Raw genomic sequence first — 18,733 nt, 5'->3', positions numbered from 1 at the left:
GCGCACAGTGTGCCCGCCCGGACGCCGTCGCAAGCGCGGCGTGCCGATCGTCGTCAGGGGGTCTGCTCGGCCGAGCGGGCGGCGACCCGCTCGTAGCGCTGCCGGGCCGCCTGTGCGCTGCCCAACCCCAGCCCGTACGCGATCGCCTGCCAGGTCAGCCCCCGGTCGCGGGCCAGCGTCAGCAGGCCGGCCTCCAGGGCGTCCAGCTCGGCGCGGACGTGGGGCAGCAGGGTCAGCGCGGCGGTCAGGTCGGCGGCGTCGATCGGCTCCTCCGCGGGTTCGCGCTCGGCCCCGCCGGCGGCCAGCGCGGTGACCAGGGCGACCGCCTCCCACGGGTCGAGCACGTACGGGTGGGCCCACCGGCCCCGCCGCGTGTCGGTGCCGGCGTGCCGCTCGCTGATCCGCTGTAACGCCTCGTGGGTGCGGTGGGCGCGGGCCCGGCCCGGGTCCGGCGCGGTGAAGATGTCCTCGGTCGTCATACCCCGAGCACACCGCATGAACGTCTGATTGTCAACAGATTGTTGAAGCCTGGCGGCACGGGCAATGCCGTGCCGCCAGGCGATCTCTCAGAGCGCCAGGTTGAACTTGCGCTCGTCGTGCATCGGTGTGCAGTACGGGTCACAGGGGTTCGCGGTCAGCACGCCGAACGCGACGCCCGCCGCGAACGGACGCTCGACCGGGACCACAGCGATCCGCACCTGCTGGGTGCCCTCCGCGCAGGTGACCCTCCGAACCGTCGTGCCCGCGCGCATGGTCTGGCCGACCGCCTGCGCGACCTTGACCGTGAGGTCGAAGTCGATGGCCTTCGAGCAGGTCACGGTGACCGGCACGATCGCCGCCGCGCCGTTCGCCTCGATCTTGCCCGTCGCGCCGACCACGAACGAGGTCACTGACGCGTTGTCGGCCTGCGCCGCGGCCCGCAGCGGGACGCTCGCGCTGGCCGACGGTGTGAAGGCCAGGCTCGCTGCTGCCGCGACGAGACCGGTGGCGATCAGTGGTCGCCGGATGCTCCGTACGGTCATGGTGATGTCCTCCCGTGATGTCGTCGCTCCCTGCGACGACATCGGGAACACCCCCGAGCCGACGGTCCGGTTTCGCTGTTCGGCCGGCTGTCCGATGTGCGACGTGAGTCTTGTTCGGGCCGGCGCTCAGTGGTCGGCGCGCCCGGCCGGGTGCCGCGGAGGCGGGATGGGTACCGTCGGGGACATGGCCCTGTCGTCCGGTGATCGCAGCTTCGACACCGACCTGGCGGCGCTGGCGGACCTGCTCGCCGGTCCACTGCTGCCGGCGGCGCGCGGGCTGCTGGGCTGCCGGCTGCACGCCGGTGGGGTCACCGTCCGGATCACCGAGGTCGAGGCGTACGCGGGAAGTGGCGGCGATCCCGCCTCGCACGCCCATCGGGGCCGCACCCCGCGCAACGCCGCGATGTTCGGCCCCGCCGGGTACGCCTACGTCTACTTCACCTACGGCATGCACTGGTGCATGAACGTGGTCACCGGGGTCGAGGGGGAGGCCTCCGCCGTGCTGCTGCGCGCCGGTGAGGTGGTCGACGGGCTGGCCACGGCACGGGAGCGCCGGCCGGCCATCCGGCGGGACGTGGACCTGGCCCGCGGGCCCGCCCGGCTCTGCTCCGCGCTCGGCATCGACCGGGAGGCGTACGGGGCGTACCTGCTCGGCGACGGCCCGGTCCGGCTGCGCCTTCCGGCCCGACCGGTGCCGCCGGAGACGGTGGTGGCCGGTCCCCGGGTCGGCGTGACCGGCGCCCACGATCTGCCCTGGCGGTTCTGGCTGGACGCCGACCCTACGGTCAGCGCGTACCGCCGGCACGTGCCGCGCGTCCGCGGCTGAGCGCGTCGTCCGGCGTGTAAGCGGCGGAGCCTGTCGGAGGGTGTGGCCATAATCACCGGACCTGCTCACCGACGGTTCGGAGGACGCCATGGCGACACTGCTCGCGATCGGCACAGCGAAGGGATTGTTCCTTGCCACCAGCACCGACGACCGGCGCAGTTGGGAGATCACCGGTCCGCACTTTCCGATGACCGGTGTCTACGCGGTCGCTGTCGACACCCGTCGTTCCACCCCGCGGCTGCTCGCCGGCATGAGCAGCTCACACTTCGGCCCCAGCGTCGCCACCAGCGACGACCTCGGCGCTTCCTGGGACGAGCCCGACGAGGCGCCGGTCGCGTTTCCGGCCGACACCGGCGTCTCCCTCGGCCGGGTCTGGCAGTTGGTGCCGGCCGGCCCCGACGAGCCGGACGTCGTCTGGGCCGGCACCGAGCCCTCGGCGTTGTTCAGGTCCACCGACGGTGGTCGCAGCTTCGAGTTGGTCCGTTCCCTCTGGGATCACCCGCACCGCCCACAGTGGGAGGCCGGCTTCGGTGGTCAGGCCGTGCACACGGTGCTGCCCCACCCGCGTGACCCGGCTCGGCTGCTGGTCGCGATGTCCACCGGCGGGGTCTACCGCTCGGAGGACGCCGGGGCGAGTTGGGCGCCGGGCAACACCGGCATCCGCGCCTACTTCATGCCCGACGAGTGGCCTGAGTTCGGTCAGTGCGTGCACAAGGTCGCCCGGGACGCCGGCAACCCCGAGCGGCTGTACGCGCAGAACCACCACGGCGTCTACCGCTCCGACGACGACGGCCGCACCTGGTCCTCGATCGCCGACGGGCTGCCCAGCGACTTCGGCTTCCCGATGGTGGCCCACCCCGGGCGTGGCGGCACGGTGTGGACCTTCCCGTTGGTGGCCGACGGCGAGCGGTTCCCGACCGACCACCGTTGTCGGGTGTTCCGCTCGGTCGACGCCGGCGGCAAGTGGGAGCCGCTGTCGGTGGGGCTGCCCGAGGGGCCGTTCTATCCGGCGGTGCTGCGCGACGCGATGTGCGCCGACGACTCCACCCCCGGTGGGGTCTACTTCGGCACCCGCTCCGGCTCGGTCTTCGCCAGCCGCGACGAGGGCGACTCCTGGTCGACTGTCGCGGCGCACCTGCCCGACGTGCTCTGCGTTCGGGCAGCGGAGGTCTGAGCGTGGTGACCGTGCTGCTGCCCGGCCCGCTGCGCGGCGAGGCCGGGGGCGCGAGTCGGCTGAACGTCACCGCCGCCGGGACGCTGCGGGCGGTCCTCGACGAGATGGCCGTCGCGCACCCCCGGCTGGCTCGGCGCATCCGCGACGAGCGCGGCGAGCTGCGCCGCTACGTCAACGTCTTCGTCGACGGGGAAGACTGCCGGCACTCCGGCGGTCTGGCCACCCCGGTCGAGGACGGCGCGGAGGTGCAGGTGCTGCCCTCGGTGGCGGGCGGCTGACCGGGCCGACACCGAGGGGTTCCCGACCCGCTGTCCGGTTGCGGGGATGACCGGCGCCACTGCGAGGCGTCCCGCCGCCGGAATAGTTGCGTCGTCAAATAAGTTGAGAGCTGCGTCCGGGTACCACGACGGCACCCGGTTGACACGCGAGGAGCTGGTCATGCAGTTCGGAATCTTCACCGTCGGTGACGTCACCGTCGATCCGACCACCGGGCGGGAGCCGACCGAGCATGAGCGGATCAAGGCGATGGTCGCGATCGCGTTGAAGGCCGAGGAGGTCGGCCTGGACGTCTTCGCCACCGGCGAGCACCACAACCCGCCGTTCGTGCCGTCGTCACCGACCACCATGCTCGGCTACATCGCGGCGCGTACCGAGCGGCTGCTGCTGTCCACCGCGACCACGCTGATCACCACCAACGACCCGGTGAAGATCGCCGAGGACTACGCGATGCTCCAGCACCTCTCCGACGGCCGGGTGGACCTGATGATGGGTCGCGGCAACACCGGCCCGGTCTACCCGTGGTTCGGCAAGGACATCCGCGCCGGCATCCCCCTGGCCGTCGAGAACTACGACCTGCTGCACCGGCTGTGGCGCGAGGACGTGGTCGACTGGAAGGGCAAGTACCGCACCCCGTTGCAGTCGTTCACCTCGACGCCGCGCCCGCTGGACGGGGTGCCCCCGTTCGTCTGGCACGGCTCGATCCGCAGCCCGGAGATCGCCGAGCAGGCCGCGTACTACGGTGACGGCTTCTTCGCCAACCACATCTTCTGGCCCAAGGAGCACACCCAGCGGATGATCGCGCTCTACCGCCAGCGGTACGCGCACTACGGCCACGGCTCCGCCGACCAGGCCATCGTCGGCCTCGGTGGGCAGGTGTTCATGCGGCGCAACTCGCAGGACGCGGTTCGGGAGTTCCGGCCCTACTTCGACAACGCCCCGGTCTACGGGCACGGGCCGTCGCTGGAGGAGTTCACTCGGGAGACCCCGCTGACAGTGGGTAGCCCGCAGCAGGTCATCGACCGCACGCTCGGCTTCCGGGATTACGTCGGTGACTACCAGCGGCAGCTGTTCCTGATGGACCACGCCGGCCTGCCGCTGAAGACCGTCCTGGAGCAGCTCGACCTGCTCGGCGAGGAGGTCGTGCCGGTGCTGCGCAAGGAGTTCGCGGCGCTGCGTCCGGCGCACGTGCCGGCGGCGCCGACGCACGCCTCGCTGGTCGCCGCCGCGGGCGGTGCGAAGGACAGCACCGTGCACGCCGTCGACGACGTGACGGGCAAGGCGCCGGAGGGGGCGACCCGATGACCCGCCGCACCCTGGCCGTGGTCTCGGCGGGGCTGAGTCAGCCCTCGTCGACCCGGCTGCTCGCCGACCAGCTTGCCGCGGCCACCCGCGACGAGTTGGTCCGGCGCGGCTCCGACGTGGAGCTGCACGTCGTCGACCTGCGCGAGTACGCCCACGACGTGGTGAACAACATGCTCACCGGGTTCGCGCCGGCGGCGCTGCGCGAGGTCATCGACACGGTGACCGGGGCGGACGGGCTCATCGCCGTCACCCCGATCTTCAGCGCCTCGTACAACGGGCTGTTCAAGTCCTTCTTCGACGTGCTGGATTCCGAGTCGCTGGTCGACCGGCCGGTGCTGATCGGCGCGACCGGCGGCACCGCCCGGCATTCGCTGGCTCTGGAGCACGCCGTCCGCCCGATGTTCGCCTACCTTCGGTCGGTGGTCGTCCCGACCGCGGTCTTCGCCGCCCCGGAGGACTGGTCCGACGGCACCGCCGATGGCGCGTTGCGCGCGCGGATCCGGCGCGCCGCCGGGGAGTTGGCCGACCAGATCGAGCGCCGGCCACCGGCCACCGGGCCGGCCGACCCGTTCGCCCTCACCACCGACTTCCTGCAGATGCTCGGGCGAGGCGACGGCGGCGCGCCGGTCAGCTGACCGGGTGGGCGACCAGCACCGGGCAGTGCGCGTGCTGGATCGCCGCCTGACTGACCGACCCGAGCAGCAGCCCGGTGAACCCGGCCCGGCCCCGGGTGCCCACGACCAGCAGCGACGCCGTGCCGCTGGTCTCGATGAGCCCCTGGGCCGCGCCGGCCGCCCGCACCGGATGCTCCCGCACCACCAGGTCAGGGTGTTCGGCGCGCACCACGGCGGAGGCGTCGGCCAGGAGCCGCACCGCCTCCGCCTGGTACGCGGCCTGCGACTCCTCGATCTCCTCCGGCACGGTCCGGTCCCCGTCCGGAGGGCCGACGTGCGCCAGCACCAGCGGCACGTCCCGCAGCGCCGCCTCGTCGGCGCCCACGCCCACGGCGAGCCTTGACGACTCGGACCCGTCCACGCCGACCAGCACCGGGCCGTCCACCGGGATCGGCTGCTCGTCCGGGCGGACCACCAGCACGGGGCAGTGGGCGTGCGCGGCGACCTGCGCGCCGACCGAGCCGAGCAGCAGCCCGGTGAACCCGCCCAGGCCACGGCTGCCCACCACGACCAGTTCCGCCCGGCGGGACTCCTCGATCATGGTGGCTCCCGGGCCCCCGAGGACCTGACGCACCTCGACGGCGAGGCCCGGCCACCGGCCGGTCAGCTCGGCCGCCGTGCGCTCCAACATCTGCTGCGCCTCCTCGGAGGGCGCCGGCACCCCGAGGTCGTACGGGTTGAGCGGCACGCCGTAACCGGACGGATGCAGGTAGCCGTGCACCAGGAGCAGCGGTCGGGACCGGAGCACGGCGGCCCGCGCCGCGTGTTCGGCGGCGACAAGGCTGGACGGCGAGCCGTCCACGCCCACCACGACAGGTCGGTTCATCGGCGCTCCCTGGGTCGGTCAGGTCATTGTCGACCCGTCGGGCGTGCCGGAAGGGCCGGACGCGCCGGTCTCGGCGGTGGGTCGATTCGCACTTGCACGTAACTACGTATGTTCGTAGTATCGTCGCATGAACACCGTGGAAGATCGACTCGCCGCGCTGGAGGCACAGGTTGCCGCGTTGAGCGAACGGCTCGCCGCCGCGCCGCCACCACCACCCGCGCCCGAGGGCACCTTCTGGGCGCTCGACGGCCTCAAACAGCGCCTGCCATCCGACGGGTCGGGTGCGGTGCTCTACACCGGCACCGTCCGCCTCGCCGGCAAGCACTACGACTGGCAGTACGGCCGCACCGTCGACGACCTGCTCGCCGCCGACTGGGAGGAGCTGCCCGGCACCCTCTCCGCGTTGGCCCACCCGGTGCGGCTGCGGCTACTGCGCGAGATCCTCGGCGGCCGGCAGAGCACCAGCGAGCTGGCCGAGATCGAGGAGTTGGGCACCACCGGCCAACTGCACCACCACCTGCGCCAGATCACCGCCGCCGGTTGGCTGCGCAGCGCCGGCCGAGGCCGGTACGAGGTCCCCGCCGAACGCGTGGTGCCGCTGCTGGCCATCCTCACCGCCGCCGGCCGCTGACCAGACGCGGGCTCGGCCACCCATCCGATCACCACACGAAGGAACCACAATGCGCCGGACGACCGTCACCGTCCTCCTCGTCGCGCTGATCGCCGGCCTGGTCGGAGTGGCGTTGATGCCCCGGGTGCCCCGACTCGGCCCCCAGACCACCGGCGATCACGACCTGGCCGCTGCCGCCCGCTCGGCCACGCCCGACCCTTCGGGGCACCGCGGGCTCGCCGTCGCCCTGGTCGAGAACGGCCGGATCCGCACCGCCGGACTGGGTGACCGAGACCTCGACGCTCGACCCGTGGAACCCGGCACCCCGTTCGAGATCGGCTCGGTCACCAAGGCGCTCACCGGCATGCTCCTCGCCGACCAGGTCGCCGCCGGTGTCGTCGGCCCCGACGACCGCCTCGGCGCCACCTGGCCCGAGGTCACCGGCCCCGCCCGCGACGTCACACTCGCCGAACTCGCCAGCCACCGCGCCGGCCTGCCCCGGCTCGCACCCGGCTCCCCGCTGGGGTGGGCGCGCATCCTCTGGTCCAACGTCTCCGGCGGAAACCCCTACGCCGGGCAGGGCGTCGACGCCATCCACAGCGCCACCGACCGGGTCCGCACCGACGACGACGAGCGCGGCGAGGTCCACTACTCCAACCTCGGGCCGTCGGTGCTCGGCCACGCGCTCGCCGCGAAGGCCGGCGTCGCGTACCCCGAGCTGCTGCACGACCGGCTGCTACGGCCGCTCGGCATGACGGCCACCGTCGTCGCCACCCGCGACGACGACCTGCCGGCCGATCGCGCCCAGGGCAGCCGGGCGGGTGGCCGACCGCTCGATCCGTGGGCAGGAGCCGGTTACGCGCCGGCCGGCGCCGGCCCCTGGTCCACGGCCGAGGACCTCGGCCGGCTGCTCGCCGCGACCCTCGCCGGCACCGCACCAGGTGCCGACGCCGCCACCGCGCGCTTCCGCGAGGACGACGACACCCACATCGGGTACGGCTGGTTCACCACCCGGCACGGCGATCGCGAGGTGGTCTGGCACAACGGCGCCACCGGCGGGTTCCGGTCCTACGTCGGCCTCGAGCGGGCAACCGGCCGGGCGGTGGTGGTGCTCGGCAACACCGACAAGGGCGTCGAGCCGATCGGGCTGCGGCTGCTCGGGGTGCCGCCGAAGGAGGCCGACTCGGCGACGTCGATGGTGCTGCCGTGGATCGGCGCCGGCCTCGCGGTTGTCCTCACCTTCCTCGGCGGCCTCTCCCTGCTCGGCACCGCCCGCCGTCGCCAACTGGACCAGGTGACGCTGCTGGCGGCGGCGGTCTGGGCGTTCGCCTATCTCGGGCTGGGGCACCGGATGGGGGACTGGTCGATGGTGCCGGCCTGGCTGTGGCCGCTCGGCGCCGGCCTGTCGGCGGCGGGGGTGGCCCTGGCGGCGACCCGGTGGCGCGCCCTGCCGGTGGTCGACGCGCGGGTGCCGTGGCGTCGACTGCTGTCGGTGGCGAGCTCCGTGGGCGCCGCCGTGCTGGCGGTCGTAGCCGTCGCCGGCTGACTCCGCGCCGCCGCCTCGCGTCACAGCCGTTGCGTACCCTCGGCCGATGACCTCCGATCTGCTGCTGCGTCCGGTCCGTGAGGACGACCTCGTCGAGTTCTTCCTGCACCAGCAGGACCCGGAGGCCAACCGGATGGCAGCTTTCGGCCCCAAGGACCCGACCGACCGGCGGGAGTTCGCCGCACACTGGGCCCGGGTGCTCACCAACCCGGCGAACCTGGTCCGCACCGCCGAGGTCGACGGCGAGGTGGTCGGCTACGTGAGCGCCTGGCCGGCCGAGGGGCAGACCGAGGTCAGCTACTGGATCGACAGGGCGCGCTGGGGTCGGGGCCACGCCACGGCGGCCCTGGCCGCCCTGCTGCGCGAGCTGCCCAGGCCGGTGCACGCCCGCGCCGCCAAGGACAACACCGCCTCCCTCGCGGTGCTCCGCAAGTGCGGCTTCGTGGTGGTCGGCGAAGACTCGGGGTACGCCAACGGCCGCGGCGAAGACGTCGAGGAGTGGCTGCTGGAGCTGCCCGCCGACGGCCCTGACCTGGGCGGGCACTAGTCTCGCGGCGTGAACTGGTTGGATCTCGTCGGCTGGGCCGGCTCCGCGGTGCTGGTCTGGTCGCTGCTGCAGTCGCGCATCCTGCGGTTGCGGGCGCTCAACCTCATCGGCTGCTTCGTGCTGATCGGCTACAACGCCGCGATCGAGGTCTGGCCCGGCGTCGGGCTCAACGTCGTGCTCGCGGTGATCAACATCTGGTACCTGCGCGGCATGCTCGCCACCCGGCACGACGAGAAGACCTACCAGGTGGTGGAGGTCGGCGTCGGCGACCAGTTCCTCGCGCACACGCTGCGGGTGCACGCCGCCGACATCGCCCGGTTCAACCCCGGCTTCCACTGGGACCCGGACGCGTCGGGGCGCTCGGCGTTCCTCGTGGTCACGGCCGACGAGGTGGTCGGCGTGGTCCTGTCGCACGCCGAGGCGCCCGGCGTCGCCCAGATCGACCTGGACTACGTGACCCCGAAGTTCCGCGACTTCACCCCGGGCGAGTTCGTCTACCGGCGCAGCCACCTGTTCACCGAAAGGGGCTTCCACCGGGTGGTCAGCCCGCCCCGGATGGTGGCCCCGTACTACCACCGGCTCGGCTTCCGCCCAGAGGGTGACTCGTACGTCCTCGACCTACCGGCGTCACCGACGCCCCAGTCGGCCTAACTCACCGTCGCTCCAGCCGGCGTTGCGTCACCGACGCCCCGGCCGGCGTTGCGTCACCGTCGCCCCACCCGGCGTAGCCTCACCTCGTCCGATTCGGCGTAGCCTCGCCGGGGCAGGATTCGGCCGGCACCGGACGGGGCAAAGACACGCCTACGCCGGGCGGGCTCGCCGACCGGCGGGTGCCGCGCGTAGCGGCCGGTGCCACCACCACGAGGGAGCGAACCGGGCGTGCAGAGCTACGGGAGCCAACTGGCCCTGGTCGGAGTCCTGGTCGTGATCAACGCGCTCTTCGCGGGCAGCGAGATGGCGTTGGTGTCGCTGCGAGACAGCCAGATCCAGCGGCTGGAGCGCACCAGTCGGGCCGGGCGGGTGCTGGCCCGGCTCGCCAAGGACCCGAACCGCTTCCTGGCCACCATCCAGATCGGCATCACCCTCGCCGGCTTCCTGGCCTCCGCCGCCGCGGCGGTCTCGCTGGCCAAACCCCTGGTGCCGCTGCTCGGCATGTTCGGCGGCGGCGCCGAGACGGTGGCGATCGTGGCGGTCACCCTCGCGCTGACCTTCGTCACCCTGGTCTTCGGTGAGCTGGCGCCCAAGCGGATCGCCATGCAGTCCGCCGAGCGGTGGGCGCTGCTGGTGGCCCGTCCGCTCGACCTGCTCGCCAGCCTCACCCGGCCGGCCGTCTGGGCGCTCGGCGCCACCAGCGACATCGTGGTCCGCCTGGTCGGGCTCAACCCCAAACACCAGCCGGAGGAGATCGGCCCGGACGAGCTGCGCGACATCGTCGCCGGCAACCACGGCTTCACCAAGGAACAGCGCACCATCATCGCGGGAGCGGTGGAGATCGCCGACCGGCGGTTGCGGGCTGTCCTCGTACCCCGGTTGCAGGTCTTCACGCTCGACAGCGGGACCACCGCGGAGGCCGCGCGGCTCGTGCTGGCCGCCACCGGGCACTCCCGGGCTCCGGTCGTGCGCCACGGCGGTCTCGACGACACGGCCGGAGTGATCCACCTGCGCGACCTGGTGGGAGTGCCCGACGACCGCCCGGTGGACGAGATCGCCCGACCGCCGATGCTGCTGCCCGACTCGCTACCGGTCGTGGACGCGCTGCGCCAGTTCAAGGCCGAGCGTCAGCACATCGCGCTCGTCGTGGACGAGCGCGGCGCCGTCGACGGCATCGTGACGCTGGAGGACATCCTCGAGGAGATCGTCGGCGAGATCTACGACGAGACCGACCGGGATGTGCGCTCGGTGCGGCGCGACCCCGACGGTGCGCTGCTGCTGCCCGGCACCTTCCCGGTGCACGACCTGCCGGACATCGGCGTCGAGCTGCCGTCGCGTCCGGCCGGTGACTACACCACAGTCGCCGGGCTGGTGCTGACCCGACTCGGGCACATCCCGACCGTCGCCGGGGAGGACGTCACGCTCGACGGTTGGGTGCTGGTGGTGGCCGGCATCGACCACCGGGCGATCACCGAGGTACGGCTCAGTCGCGTACCCGATGAAGCCGACGGCGACGGCGACACCGACACCGACCAGGCCGCGGAGCCGATGCTGGACGAGGCCCGCAGCTGACCGGTCTGGCGAATGCCGCCGCTCAGGCGGGCGTGAGGTTCTGCAGCCGGACCTGACCACGGGCGACCAGCCGCTCGTCGGCGTCGGTGATCTCCACCTGCCAGAGCTGCTGGCTGCGGCCCCGGTGCACCGGCGTGCCGACAGCGGTCAGCTCGCCGTCCCGGACGGCCCGCAGGAAATCGGTCTGGTTCGACACCCCGACCACGGTGCCCCGGTCGGCCAGCCAGAGGGAGCCACCCACGCTGGCCGCGGTCTCCACGACCGAGCAGTACACCCCGCCGTGCTGGATGCCGGACGGCTGGTGCAGCTCCGGGCGGACCCGCCAGCTGATGACCACCCGGTCGGCGCTGGCCTCCTCGAACTTGAGGCCGAGCAGGGCGACGAAACCGCCCGTCAGATCCGGAATCTCCATGGAAAAGCCCTCCTCGATCAACGGGCGCAAGCCTAGCCGGGGCGGGTTGCGACAAACCCGGTACGGGTTGGTGCCGGCGATGGGGGAGAATCGGTGACCGTGACCGACAGCAACTCTCCGCCGCCCGGGCGGGACTCCCTGACCGACGACCTGCTCTGGCGTGGCCTCATACAGGACTCGACCGGCCTCGACGAGCTGCGCGAGCTGCTCGACGGTGGGAAGTCCGCCACGTACTACGTGGGCTTCGACCCCACCGCGGCGAGCCTGCACGTCGGCTCGCTCATGCAGGTCACCATGGCCCGCCGGCTGCAACTCGCCGGCCACCGCCCGTTGCTGCTGGTCGGCGGGGCGACCGGGCAGATCGGTGACCCGAAGGAGAGCGCCGAGCGGACCCTCAACCCGCCCGACGTGATCGCCGGATGGGTCGAGCGCATCCGTGACCAGCTGGCGCCGTTCGTGTCGTACTCCGGCGACAACGCGGCGCAGCTGGTCAACAACCTGGAGTGGACCGGCGAGATGTCGATCGTCGAGTTCCTGCGCGACGTGGGCAAGCACTTCCCGGTGAACAAGATGCTCGCGCGGGAGGTGGTGCGCGCCCGCCTGGAGACCGGCATCAGCTTCACCGAGTTCAGCTACCAGCTCTTGCAGGCCAACGACTTCTTCGAGCTGCACCGCCGGCACGGCTGTCAGCTCCAGTTCGGCGGCTCCGATCAGTGGGGCAACATCACCGCCGGCGTCGACTACGTCCGCCGACGGGGCGCCGGGCCGGTGCAGGCGTTCACCACGCCGCTCGTCACCAAGTCCGACGGCACGAAGTTCGGCAAGACCGAGGGCGGTGCCGTCTGGCTCGACCCCACGATGACCAGCCCGTACGCCTTCTACCAGTTCTGGCTCAACGTCGAGGACCAGGAGGTCGACCGCTACCTGCGGTACTTCAGCTTCCGCACCCGCGACGAGCTGGAAGAGCTGGCCAAGGCCACCGCCGAACGACCGGCGGCGCGCCTGGCGCAGCGGGCGCTCGCCGAGGAACTGACCACCCTGGTGCACGGCGCCGACGAGACCCGACAGGCGATCGCCGCCAGTCAGGCGCTCTTCGGCCGCGGATCGTTGGACGAGCTGGCACCAGAGACTCTGCGCGCGGCCCTGACCGAGGCGGGTCTCGTACGCCTCACCGGCGAATTGCCGGATGTGGCGGGTCTGCTGCGGGACTCCGGTCTGGTGAGTGGCCTCAAGGAGGCCCGGCGGGTGATCGCCGAAGGCGGGGCCTACGTCAACAACAACCGGGTGACCGCTGTGGACGCCACGGTGTCTCCGGCCGACCTGCTGCACGGGCGATACCTGGTGCTGCGCCGGGGGAAGCGTTCGTTCGCGGGCGTTGAGCTGGGTGAATAGCCACCTGTCGACGATGTGACGGGGGACGCGTCCGGCGGATTTGACGATCATCCCGCCGGACGCGTAACTTTCTCTCTGCCAGCGCGGAACGGACGAAACAGGCGAAAGTCTGAAGCGGCCGGAGCGCCGGCCAACGGCCTGGGGGTCGGGTGGGCACGCCCACCGGAGCCCCAACCGGGAGGTGCCGCCAGAAACGCCGCGAGGCGGATTTGGCGCCGCGAAACCGACCGGGTATGGTTACGAACCGGCAGGGCACCGGGCGGGTCGCGAGAAATCGCGACGGCCGGCCTGCCGAATCCATGACGAGAGCGGCGCAAGCCGGTTGCGACATGGTGCCCGCGTTATCGGGTTGAAGCATGACGAACCGCGAAATATCGGTTTGACACGGCGGAAACGAGCGGGTAACGTAGTAAAAGTGCCTGGCGCTGAAAGCGCCGGGTGTGAGAGCGGGAAATACCCCGGTTGGGGTTCCACGTGGTGGGGCTTCTGGTCGGTGTGTGGTTGTTCTTTGAGAACTCAACAGGGTGCTTGTAAAGCCAGTGCCAATTATGATTTATACCCCGGACTGGTCAGTTTTTGCTGGCTGGTTGGGATTCCTTTGGCAACATTTGTTTGTTGTCAGGATGCTGTTCAACTAATTTTTTGTTGGAGAGTTTGATCCTGGCTCAGGACGAACGCTGGCGGCGTGCTTAACACATGCAAGTCGAGCGGAAAGGCCCTTCGGGGTACTCGAGCGGCGAACGGGTGAGTAACACGTGAGCAACCTGCCCCAAGCTTTGGGATAACCCTCGGAAACGGGGGCTAATACCGAATATTACTTCTGGCCGCATGGCTGGTGGTGGAAAGTTTTTCGGCTTGGGATGGGCTCGCGGCCTATCAGCTTGTTGGTGGGGTGATGGCCTACCAAGGCGACGACGGGTAGCCGGCCTGAGAGGGCGACCGGCCACACTGGGACTGAGACACGGCCCAGACTCCTACGGGAGGCAGCAGTGGGGAATATTGCACAATGGGCGGAAGCCTGATGCAGCGACGCCGCGTGAGGGATGACGGCCTTCGGGTTGTAAACCTCTTTCAGCAGGGACGAAGCGAGAGTGACGGTACCTGCAGAAGAAGCACCGGCCAACTACGTGCCAGCAGCCGCGGTAAGACGTAGGGTGCGAGCGTTGTCCGGATTTATTGGGCGTAAAGAGCTCGTAGGCGGCTTGTCGCGTCGACCGTGAAAACTTGGGGCTCAACCCCAAGCCTGCGGTCGATACGGGCAGGCTAGAGTTCGGTAGGGGAGACTGGAATTCCTGGTGTAGCGGTGAAATGCGCAGATATCAGGAGGAACACCGGTGGCGAAGGCGGGTCTCTGGGCCGATACTGACGCTGAGGAGCGAAAGCGTGGGGAGCGAACAGGATTAGATACCCTGGTAGTCCACGCTGTAAACGTTGGGCGCTAGGTGTGGGGGGCCTCTCCGGTTCCCTGTGCCGCAGCTAACGCATTAAGCGCCCCGCCTGGGGAGTACGGCCGCAAGGCTAAAACTCAAAGGAATTGACGGGGGCCCGCACAAGCGGCGGAGCATGCGGATTAATTCGATGCAACGCGAAGAACCTTACCTGGGTTTGACATGGCCGCAAAACTCACAGAGATGTGAGGTCCTTCGGGGGCGGTCACAGGTGGTGCATGGCTGTCGTCAGCTCGTGTCGTGAGATGTTGGGTTAAGTCCCGCAACGAGCGCAACCCTCGTTCGATGTTGCCAGCGCGTTATGGCGGGGACTCATCGAAGACTGCCGGGGTCAACTCGGAGGAAGGTGGGGATGACGTCAAGTCATCATGCCCCTTATGTCCAGGGCTTCACGCATGCTACAATGGCCGGTACAATGGGCTGCGATACCGCGAGGTGGAGCGAATCCCAAAAAGCCGGTCTCAGTTCGGATCGGGGTCTGCAACTCGACCCCGTGAAGTCGGAGTCGCTAGTAATCGCAGATCAGCAACGCTGCGGTGAATACGTTCCCGGGCCTTGTACACACCGCCCGTCACGTCACGAAAGTCGGCAACACCCGAAGCCGGTGGCCCAACCCTTGTGGAGGGAGCCGTCGAAGGTGGGGCTGGCGATTGGGACGAAGTCGTAACAAGGTAGCCGTACCGGAAGGTGCGGCTGGATCACCTCCTTTCTAAGGAGCACCTTCACCTGAAAGGGTGCAAGGAGCCCGCGGCCCACGAATGTTGGGTCGGGGTGCTCAGATGGCGGAGACACTGGCAAGTTTTGCCCTGGCAACGGCCGGCGGCGCCTAGTACAGCTACTTCGGTGGTGGGAACGGTGGCTTCTGGTGCGGCTGGGGGAGAATGTGAGCACCCTGTTGGGTCCTGAAGGAACAACCATTGGTTGTTGTTTCAGAGACGCGCCGGCCTCCTGTGTGGGGGCTGGAAGTCTGCCAGGCATGGCCTGGCCCCACATACCGTTGGTCCTGAGAGGGGCTGGGTTTGGTGTGGGGCGGATCGGGTTGTGGGTTGGTCGTTTGTTGAGAATTGCACAGTGGACGCGAGCATCTTTGTGGTCAAGTTGTCAAGGGCGAACGGTGAATGCCTTGGCACCAGGAGCCGATGAAGGACGTGGGAGGCCGCGATAGGCCTGGGGGAGCTGTCAACCAAGCTGTGATCCCAGGGTGTCCGAATGGGGAAACCTGGCACCAGTCATGTGGTGTCACCCACACCTGAACACATAGGGTGTGTGGAGGGAACGCGGGGAAGTGAAACATCTCAGTACCCGTAGGAAGAGAAAACAATTTAGTGATTCCGTGAGTAGTGGCGAGCGAAAGCGGATCGAGGCTAAACCGGCTGCGTGTGATACCTGTCAGGGGTTGCGTGGTCGGGGTTGTGGGACCCTGCTGAACAAGCTGACACTTGTTCGAGAAGTTACAAAGTCAGTGGCTAGTCGAACAGTCTGGAATGGCTGACCGTAGACGGTGAGAGTCCGGTAGGTGAAAGTTGCTGACCTTCTGTGGGTGTTCCCGAGTAGCGGCGGACCCCTGAAATCTGCCGTGAATCTGCCAGGACCACCTGGTAAGCCTAAATACTTCCTGGTGACCGATAGCGGACAAGTACCGTGAGGGAATGGTGAAAAGTACCCCGGGAGGGGAGTGAAATAGTACCTGAAACCGTTCGCCTACAATCCGTCGGAGCCTTGCGGGGTGACGGCGTGCCTTTTGAAGAATGAGCCTGCGAGTTAGTGGCATGTGGCGAGGTTAACCCGTGTGGGGGAGCCGTAGCGAAAGCGAGTCTGAATAGGGCGATTCAGTCGCGTGTCCTAGACCCGAAGCGGAGTGATCTAGCCATGGGCAGGCTGAAGCGCGGGTAAGACCGCGTGGAGGGCCGAACCCACCAATGTTGAAAAATTGGGGGATGACCTGTGGTTAGGGGTGAAAGGCCAATCAAACTCCGTGATAGCTGGTTCTCCCCGAAATGCATTTAGGTGCAGCGTCGCGTGTTTCTTGCCGGAGGTAGAGCACTGGATGGTCTAGGGGGCCCACAAGCTTACCGAAATCAGCCAAACTCCGAATGCCGGTAAGTGAGAGCGCGGCAGTGAGACTGCGGGGGATAAGCTTCGTAGTCGAGAGGGAAACAGCCCAGATCACCAGCTAAGGCCCCTAAGCGTGTGCTAAGTGGAAAAGGATGTGGGGTCGCATAGACAACCAGGAGGTTGGCTTAGAAGCAGCCACCCTTTAAAGAGTGCGTAATAGCTCACTGGTCAAGTGGTTCCGCGCCGACAATGTAGCGGGGCTCAAGCACACCGCCGAAGCTGTGGCATTCACATTTTATCCTCGCTTGGACTTGATTCCTTGTGCAGGTGTGTGGATGGGTAGGGGAGCGTCGTGCCGCGAGTGAAGCAGCGGGGTGACCCAGTTGTGGACGCGGCACGAGTGAGAATGCAGGCATGAGTAGCGAAAGAAGGGTGAGAAACCCTTCCGCCGGATGACCAAGGGTTCCAGGGCCAGGCTAATCCGCCCTGGGTGAGTCGGGACCTAAGGCGAGGCCGAGAGGCGTAGTCGATGGACAACGGGTTGATATTCCCGTACCCGCGAAAGAGCGTCCCTGATGAACCTCGTTGTGCTAACCACCCGAACTTGGTGAGGTCTTCGGACTGAGCTGAGGGAGCGTGGGAACCTGATGGGTAGTAGTCAAGCGATGGGGTGACGCAGGAAGGTAGCTGAGCCCGGCCGGTGGTTGTGCCGGGGTAAGCGTGTAGGCCGTGTTGTAGGCAAATCCGCAACACATGAAGGCTGAGACGTGATGCCGAGCCGATTCAGGTGAAGTCAGTGATCCTATGCTGCCGAGAAAAGCCTCTAGCGAGTTCTTAGCGGCCCGTACCCCAAACCGACACAGGTGGTCAGGTAGAGAATACCGAGGCGATCGGGCGAACTGTGGTTAAGGAACTCGGCAAATTGCCCCCGTAACTTAGGGAGAAGGGGGGCCGGAGACGTGAAGCCCCGCGCGGGTGGAGCGTTGTATGGCCGCAGAGAGCAGGGGGAAGCGACTGTTTACTAAAAACACAGGTCCATGCGAAGAAGTAATTCGATGTATATGGACTGACGCCTGCCCGGTGCTGGAACGTTAAGGGGACCTGTTAGCTCTTCGGGGCGAAGCGGAGAACTTAAGCGCCAGTAAACGGCGGTGGTAACTATAACCATCCTAAGGTAGCGAAATTCCTTGTCGGGTAAGTTCCGACCTGCACGAATGGCGTAACGACTTCCCCACTGTCTCAACCACAGGCCCGGCGAAATTGCAGTACGAGTAAAGATGCTCGTTACGCGCGGCAGGACGGAAAGACCCCGGGACCTTTACTATAGCTTGACATTGGTACTCGAATTAGCTTGTGTAGGATAGGTGGGAGCCGGTGAAGTCCATACGCCAGTATGGGTGGAGGCAATCTTGAAATACCACTCTGGTTGATTTGGGTATCTAACTTCGGACCGTTATCCGGTTCAGGGACAGTGTCTGGTGGGTAGTTTAACTGGGGCGGTTGCCTCCTAAAAGGTAACGGAGGCGCCCAAAGGTTCCCTCAGCCTGGTTGGCAATCAGGTGTTGAGTGCAAGTACACAAGGGAGCTTGACTGTGAGACTGACAGGTCGAGCAGGGACGAAAGTCGGGACTAGTGATCCGGCACTTGCGAGTGGAAGCGGTGTCGCTCAACGGATAAAAGGTACCCCGGGGATAACAGGCTGATCTTCCCCAAGAGTCCATATCGACGGGATGGTTTGGCACCTCGATGTCGGCTCGTCGCATCCTGGGGCTGTAGCAGGTCCCAAGGGTTGGGCTGTTCGCCCATTAAAGCGGTACGCGAGCTGGGTTTAGAACGTCGTGAGACAGTTCGGTCCCTATCCGCCGTGCGCGTAGGATACTTGAGAAGGGCTGTCCCTAGTACGAGAGGACCGGGACGGACGAACCTCTGGTGTGCCAGTTGTCCTGCCAAGGGCACGGCTGGTTAGCTACGTTCGGAAGGGATAACCGCTGAAAGCATCTAAGCGGGAAGCCTGCTTCAAGATGAGGTATCCCACCCACTTTGTGGGGTAAGGCCCCCAGCTAGACGACTGGGTTGATAGGCCGGAAATGTAAGCCCGGTAACGGGTTCAGTTGACCGGTACTAATAGGCCGAGGACTTGACTACTAAGCTGCTACGCGTCCACTGTGCAACTCTGAACAAGCGAACACCCGTGAGTGTGTGCCGGGGTTGTTTGATATGTTCATAGAGTTACGGCGGTCATGGCGGAGGGGAAACGCCCGGTTACATTCCGAACCCGGAAGCTAAGCCCTCCAGCGCCGATGGTACTGCACTCGTGAGGGTGTGGGAGAGTAGGACGCCGCCGGACAATCTTCCAGTCGAGGGCCGCCCCATCCGGGTCGGCCCTCGACTGCGTAG

Annotated in this window: 15 protein-coding genes and 3 rRNA genes; 14 read left to right on the top strand and 4 right to left on the bottom strand. The window is 68.0% G+C overall.

Going from position 1 to position 18,733, the window contains the following annotated elements; genetic code table 11:
• Positions 1-53: 53 nt before the first annotated feature.
• Both OG992_RS09085 and OG992_RS09080 read right to left on the bottom strand, forming a co-directional pair.
• Positions 54-479, bottom strand: a complete 426-nt coding sequence (locus OG992_RS09085; RefSeq protein ID WP_210786251.1) for a DNA-binding protein — start codon at positions 477-479, stop codon at positions 54-56.
• An 87-nt stretch (positions 480-566) separates the two neighbouring features.
• Entirely contained in the window at positions 567-1,022 is a 456-nt protein-coding gene (locus OG992_RS09080) for a hypothetical protein (RefSeq protein ID WP_238686753.1), read from the bottom strand.
• Between the two features lie 184 nt (positions 1,023-1,206).
• Here OG992_RS09080 and OG992_RS09075 point away from each other — a divergent pair, with 184 nt between their 5' ends.
• The 5 genes from OG992_RS09075 (at position 1,207) to OG992_RS09055 (ending at position 5,238) form a co-directional block, all read left to right on the top strand.
• Positions 1,207-1,848: a DNA-3-methyladenine glycosylase gene (locus tag OG992_RS09075; protein ID WP_266302979.1), complete on the top strand. Its 642-nt coding sequence runs from the start codon at positions 1,207-1,209 to the stop codon at positions 1,846-1,848.
• A gap of 88 nt (positions 1,849-1,936) precedes the next feature.
• Positions 1,937-3,022 (top strand): exo-alpha-sialidase, encoded by a 1,086-nt coding sequence (locus OG992_RS09070; RefSeq protein ID WP_238686751.1) that lies wholly within the window; start codon positions 1,937-1,939, stop codon positions 3,020-3,022.
• A gap of 2 nt (positions 3,023-3,024) precedes the next feature.
• Entirely contained in the window at positions 3,025-3,300 is a 276-nt protein-coding gene (locus tag OG992_RS09065; RefSeq protein WP_196922357.1) for a ubiquitin-like small modifier protein 1, read from the top strand.
• A gap of 160 nt (positions 3,301-3,460) precedes the next feature.
• Positions 3,461-4,603: an LLM class flavin-dependent oxidoreductase gene (locus OG992_RS09060; protein WP_238686750.1), complete on the top strand. Its 1,143-nt coding sequence runs from the start codon at positions 3,461-3,463 to the stop codon at positions 4,601-4,603.
• Positions 4,600-5,238, top strand: coding sequence for an FMN reductase (locus OG992_RS09055; protein WP_238686749.1), 639 nt, complete (start codon positions 4,600-4,602; stop codon positions 5,236-5,238). The genes OG992_RS09060 and OG992_RS09055 overlap by 4 nt, the downstream gene beginning before the upstream one ends.
• On the opposite strand, the gene OG992_RS09050 is transcribed toward OG992_RS09055, so the two are convergent.
• A complete protein-coding gene (locus OG992_RS09050; RefSeq protein WP_266302978.1) occupies positions 5,231-6,103 on the bottom strand; it encodes a universal stress protein in 873 nt (290 codons plus the stop codon). The two genes, OG992_RS09055 and OG992_RS09050, sit on opposite strands and share 8 nt — an antisense overlap.
• Before the next feature lie 127 nt (positions 6,104-6,230).
• Between OG992_RS09050 and OG992_RS09045 the strand changes: the two genes are divergently transcribed.
• From OG992_RS09045 to OG992_RS09025, 5 genes are all read left to right on the top strand, one after another.
• Complete coding sequence (locus OG992_RS09045) at positions 6,231-6,734, top strand: helix-turn-helix transcriptional regulator (protein ID WP_266302977.1); 504 nt, start codon at positions 6,231-6,233, stop codon at positions 6,732-6,734.
• Positions 6,735-6,783: 49 nt separating this feature from the next.
• Complete coding sequence (locus tag OG992_RS09040) at positions 6,784-8,259, top strand: serine hydrolase (RefSeq protein ID WP_266302976.1); 1,476 nt, start codon at positions 6,784-6,786, stop codon at positions 8,257-8,259.
• A gap of 46 nt (positions 8,260-8,305) precedes the next feature.
• The gene (locus OG992_RS09035; protein WP_238686745.1) at positions 8,306-8,806 is read left to right on the top strand and encodes a GNAT family N-acetyltransferase; all 501 of its coding nucleotides are present in this window, start codon (positions 8,306-8,308) and stop codon (positions 8,804-8,806) included.
• Between the two features lie 9 nt (positions 8,807-8,815).
• Positions 8,816-9,457, top strand: a complete 642-nt coding sequence (locus OG992_RS09030) for a YgjV family protein (RefSeq protein WP_238686744.1) — start codon at positions 8,816-8,818, stop codon at positions 9,455-9,457.
• Between the two features lie 228 nt (positions 9,458-9,685).
• The gene (locus OG992_RS09025) at positions 9,686-11,029 is read left to right on the top strand and encodes a hemolysin family protein (RefSeq protein ID WP_238686743.1); all 1,344 of its coding nucleotides are present in this window, start codon (positions 9,686-9,688) and stop codon (positions 11,027-11,029) included.
• Between the two features lie 22 nt (positions 11,030-11,051).
• Here the strand turns inward: OG992_RS09025 and OG992_RS09020 are convergent, their stop codons facing one another.
• A complete protein-coding gene (locus OG992_RS09020) occupies positions 11,052-11,441 on the bottom strand; it encodes a PaaI family thioesterase (protein ID WP_238686742.1) in 390 nt (129 codons plus the stop codon).
• 99 nt (positions 11,442-11,540) lie between these two features.
• Here OG992_RS09020 and tyrS point away from each other — a divergent pair, with 99 nt between their 5' ends.
• From tyrS to rrf, 4 genes are all read left to right on the top strand, one after another.
• Positions 11,541-12,833: a tyrosine--tRNA ligase gene (gene tyrS, locus OG992_RS09015; RefSeq protein ID WP_266305180.1), complete on the top strand. Its 1,293-nt coding sequence runs from the start codon at positions 11,541-11,543 to the stop codon at positions 12,831-12,833.
• A gap of 642 nt (positions 12,834-13,475) precedes the next feature.
• Positions 13,476-14,990: ribosomal RNA gene (locus tag OG992_RS09010) — 16S ribosomal RNA — on the top strand.
• A gap of 382 nt (positions 14,991-15,372) precedes the next feature.
• Positions 15,373-18,481, top strand: a 23S ribosomal RNA gene (locus OG992_RS09005).
• A gap of 85 nt (positions 18,482-18,566) precedes the next feature.
• Positions 18,567-18,683 (top strand): 5S ribosomal RNA (rrf, locus tag OG992_RS09000).
• Together the 16S, 23S and 5S rRNA genes form the textbook arrangement of a ribosomal RNA operon.
• The last annotated feature ends 50 nt before the right edge of the window (positions 18,684-18,733 follow it).

This window comes from Micromonospora sp. NBC_00362 (assembly GCF_026342155.1).
Taxonomy (GTDB): domain Bacteria; phylum Actinomycetota; class Actinomycetes; order Mycobacteriales; family Micromonosporaceae; genus Micromonospora; species Micromonospora hortensis.
Note: the sequence above shows the minus strand (reverse complement) of the source record. Positions and strands in the feature narration are given on the sequence as shown.

Excerpts from the sequence above, each read along its gene's own strand:
- OG992_RS09085 (WP_210786251.1), bottom strand. The coding sequence starts at position 479 with ATGACGACCGAGGACATCTTCACCGCGCCGGACCCGGGCCGGGCCCGC.
- OG992_RS09080 (WP_238686753.1), bottom strand. The coding sequence starts at position 1,022 with ATGACCGTACGGAGCATCCGGCGACCACTGATCGCCACCGGTCTCGTC.
- OG992_RS09075 (WP_266302979.1), top strand. The coding sequence starts at position 1,207 with ATGGCCCTGTCGTCCGGTGATCGCAGCTTCGACACCGACCTGGCGGCG.
- OG992_RS09070 (WP_238686751.1), top strand. The coding sequence starts at position 1,937 with ATGGCGACACTGCTCGCGATCGGCACAGCGAAGGGATTGTTCCTTGCC.
- OG992_RS09060 (WP_238686750.1), top strand. The coding sequence starts at position 3,461 with ATGCAGTTCGGAATCTTCACCGTCGGTGACGTCACCGTCGATCCGACC.
- OG992_RS09055 (WP_238686749.1), top strand. The coding sequence starts at position 4,600 with ATGACCCGCCGCACCCTGGCCGTGGTCTCGGCGGGGCTGAGTCAGCCC.
- OG992_RS09050 (WP_266302978.1), bottom strand. The coding sequence starts at position 6,103 with ATGAACCGACCTGTCGTGGTGGGCGTGGACGGCTCGCCGTCCAGCCTT.
- OG992_RS09045 (WP_266302977.1), top strand. The coding sequence starts at position 6,231 with ATGAACACCGTGGAAGATCGACTCGCCGCGCTGGAGGCACAGGTTGCC.
- OG992_RS09040 (WP_266302976.1), top strand. The coding sequence starts at position 6,784 with ATGCGCCGGACGACCGTCACCGTCCTCCTCGTCGCGCTGATCGCCGGC.
- OG992_RS09035 (WP_238686745.1), top strand. The coding sequence starts at position 8,306 with ATGACCTCCGATCTGCTGCTGCGTCCGGTCCGTGAGGACGACCTCGTC.
- OG992_RS09020 (WP_238686742.1), bottom strand. The coding sequence starts at position 11,441 with ATGGAGATTCCGGATCTGACGGGCGGTTTCGTCGCCCTGCTCGGCCTC.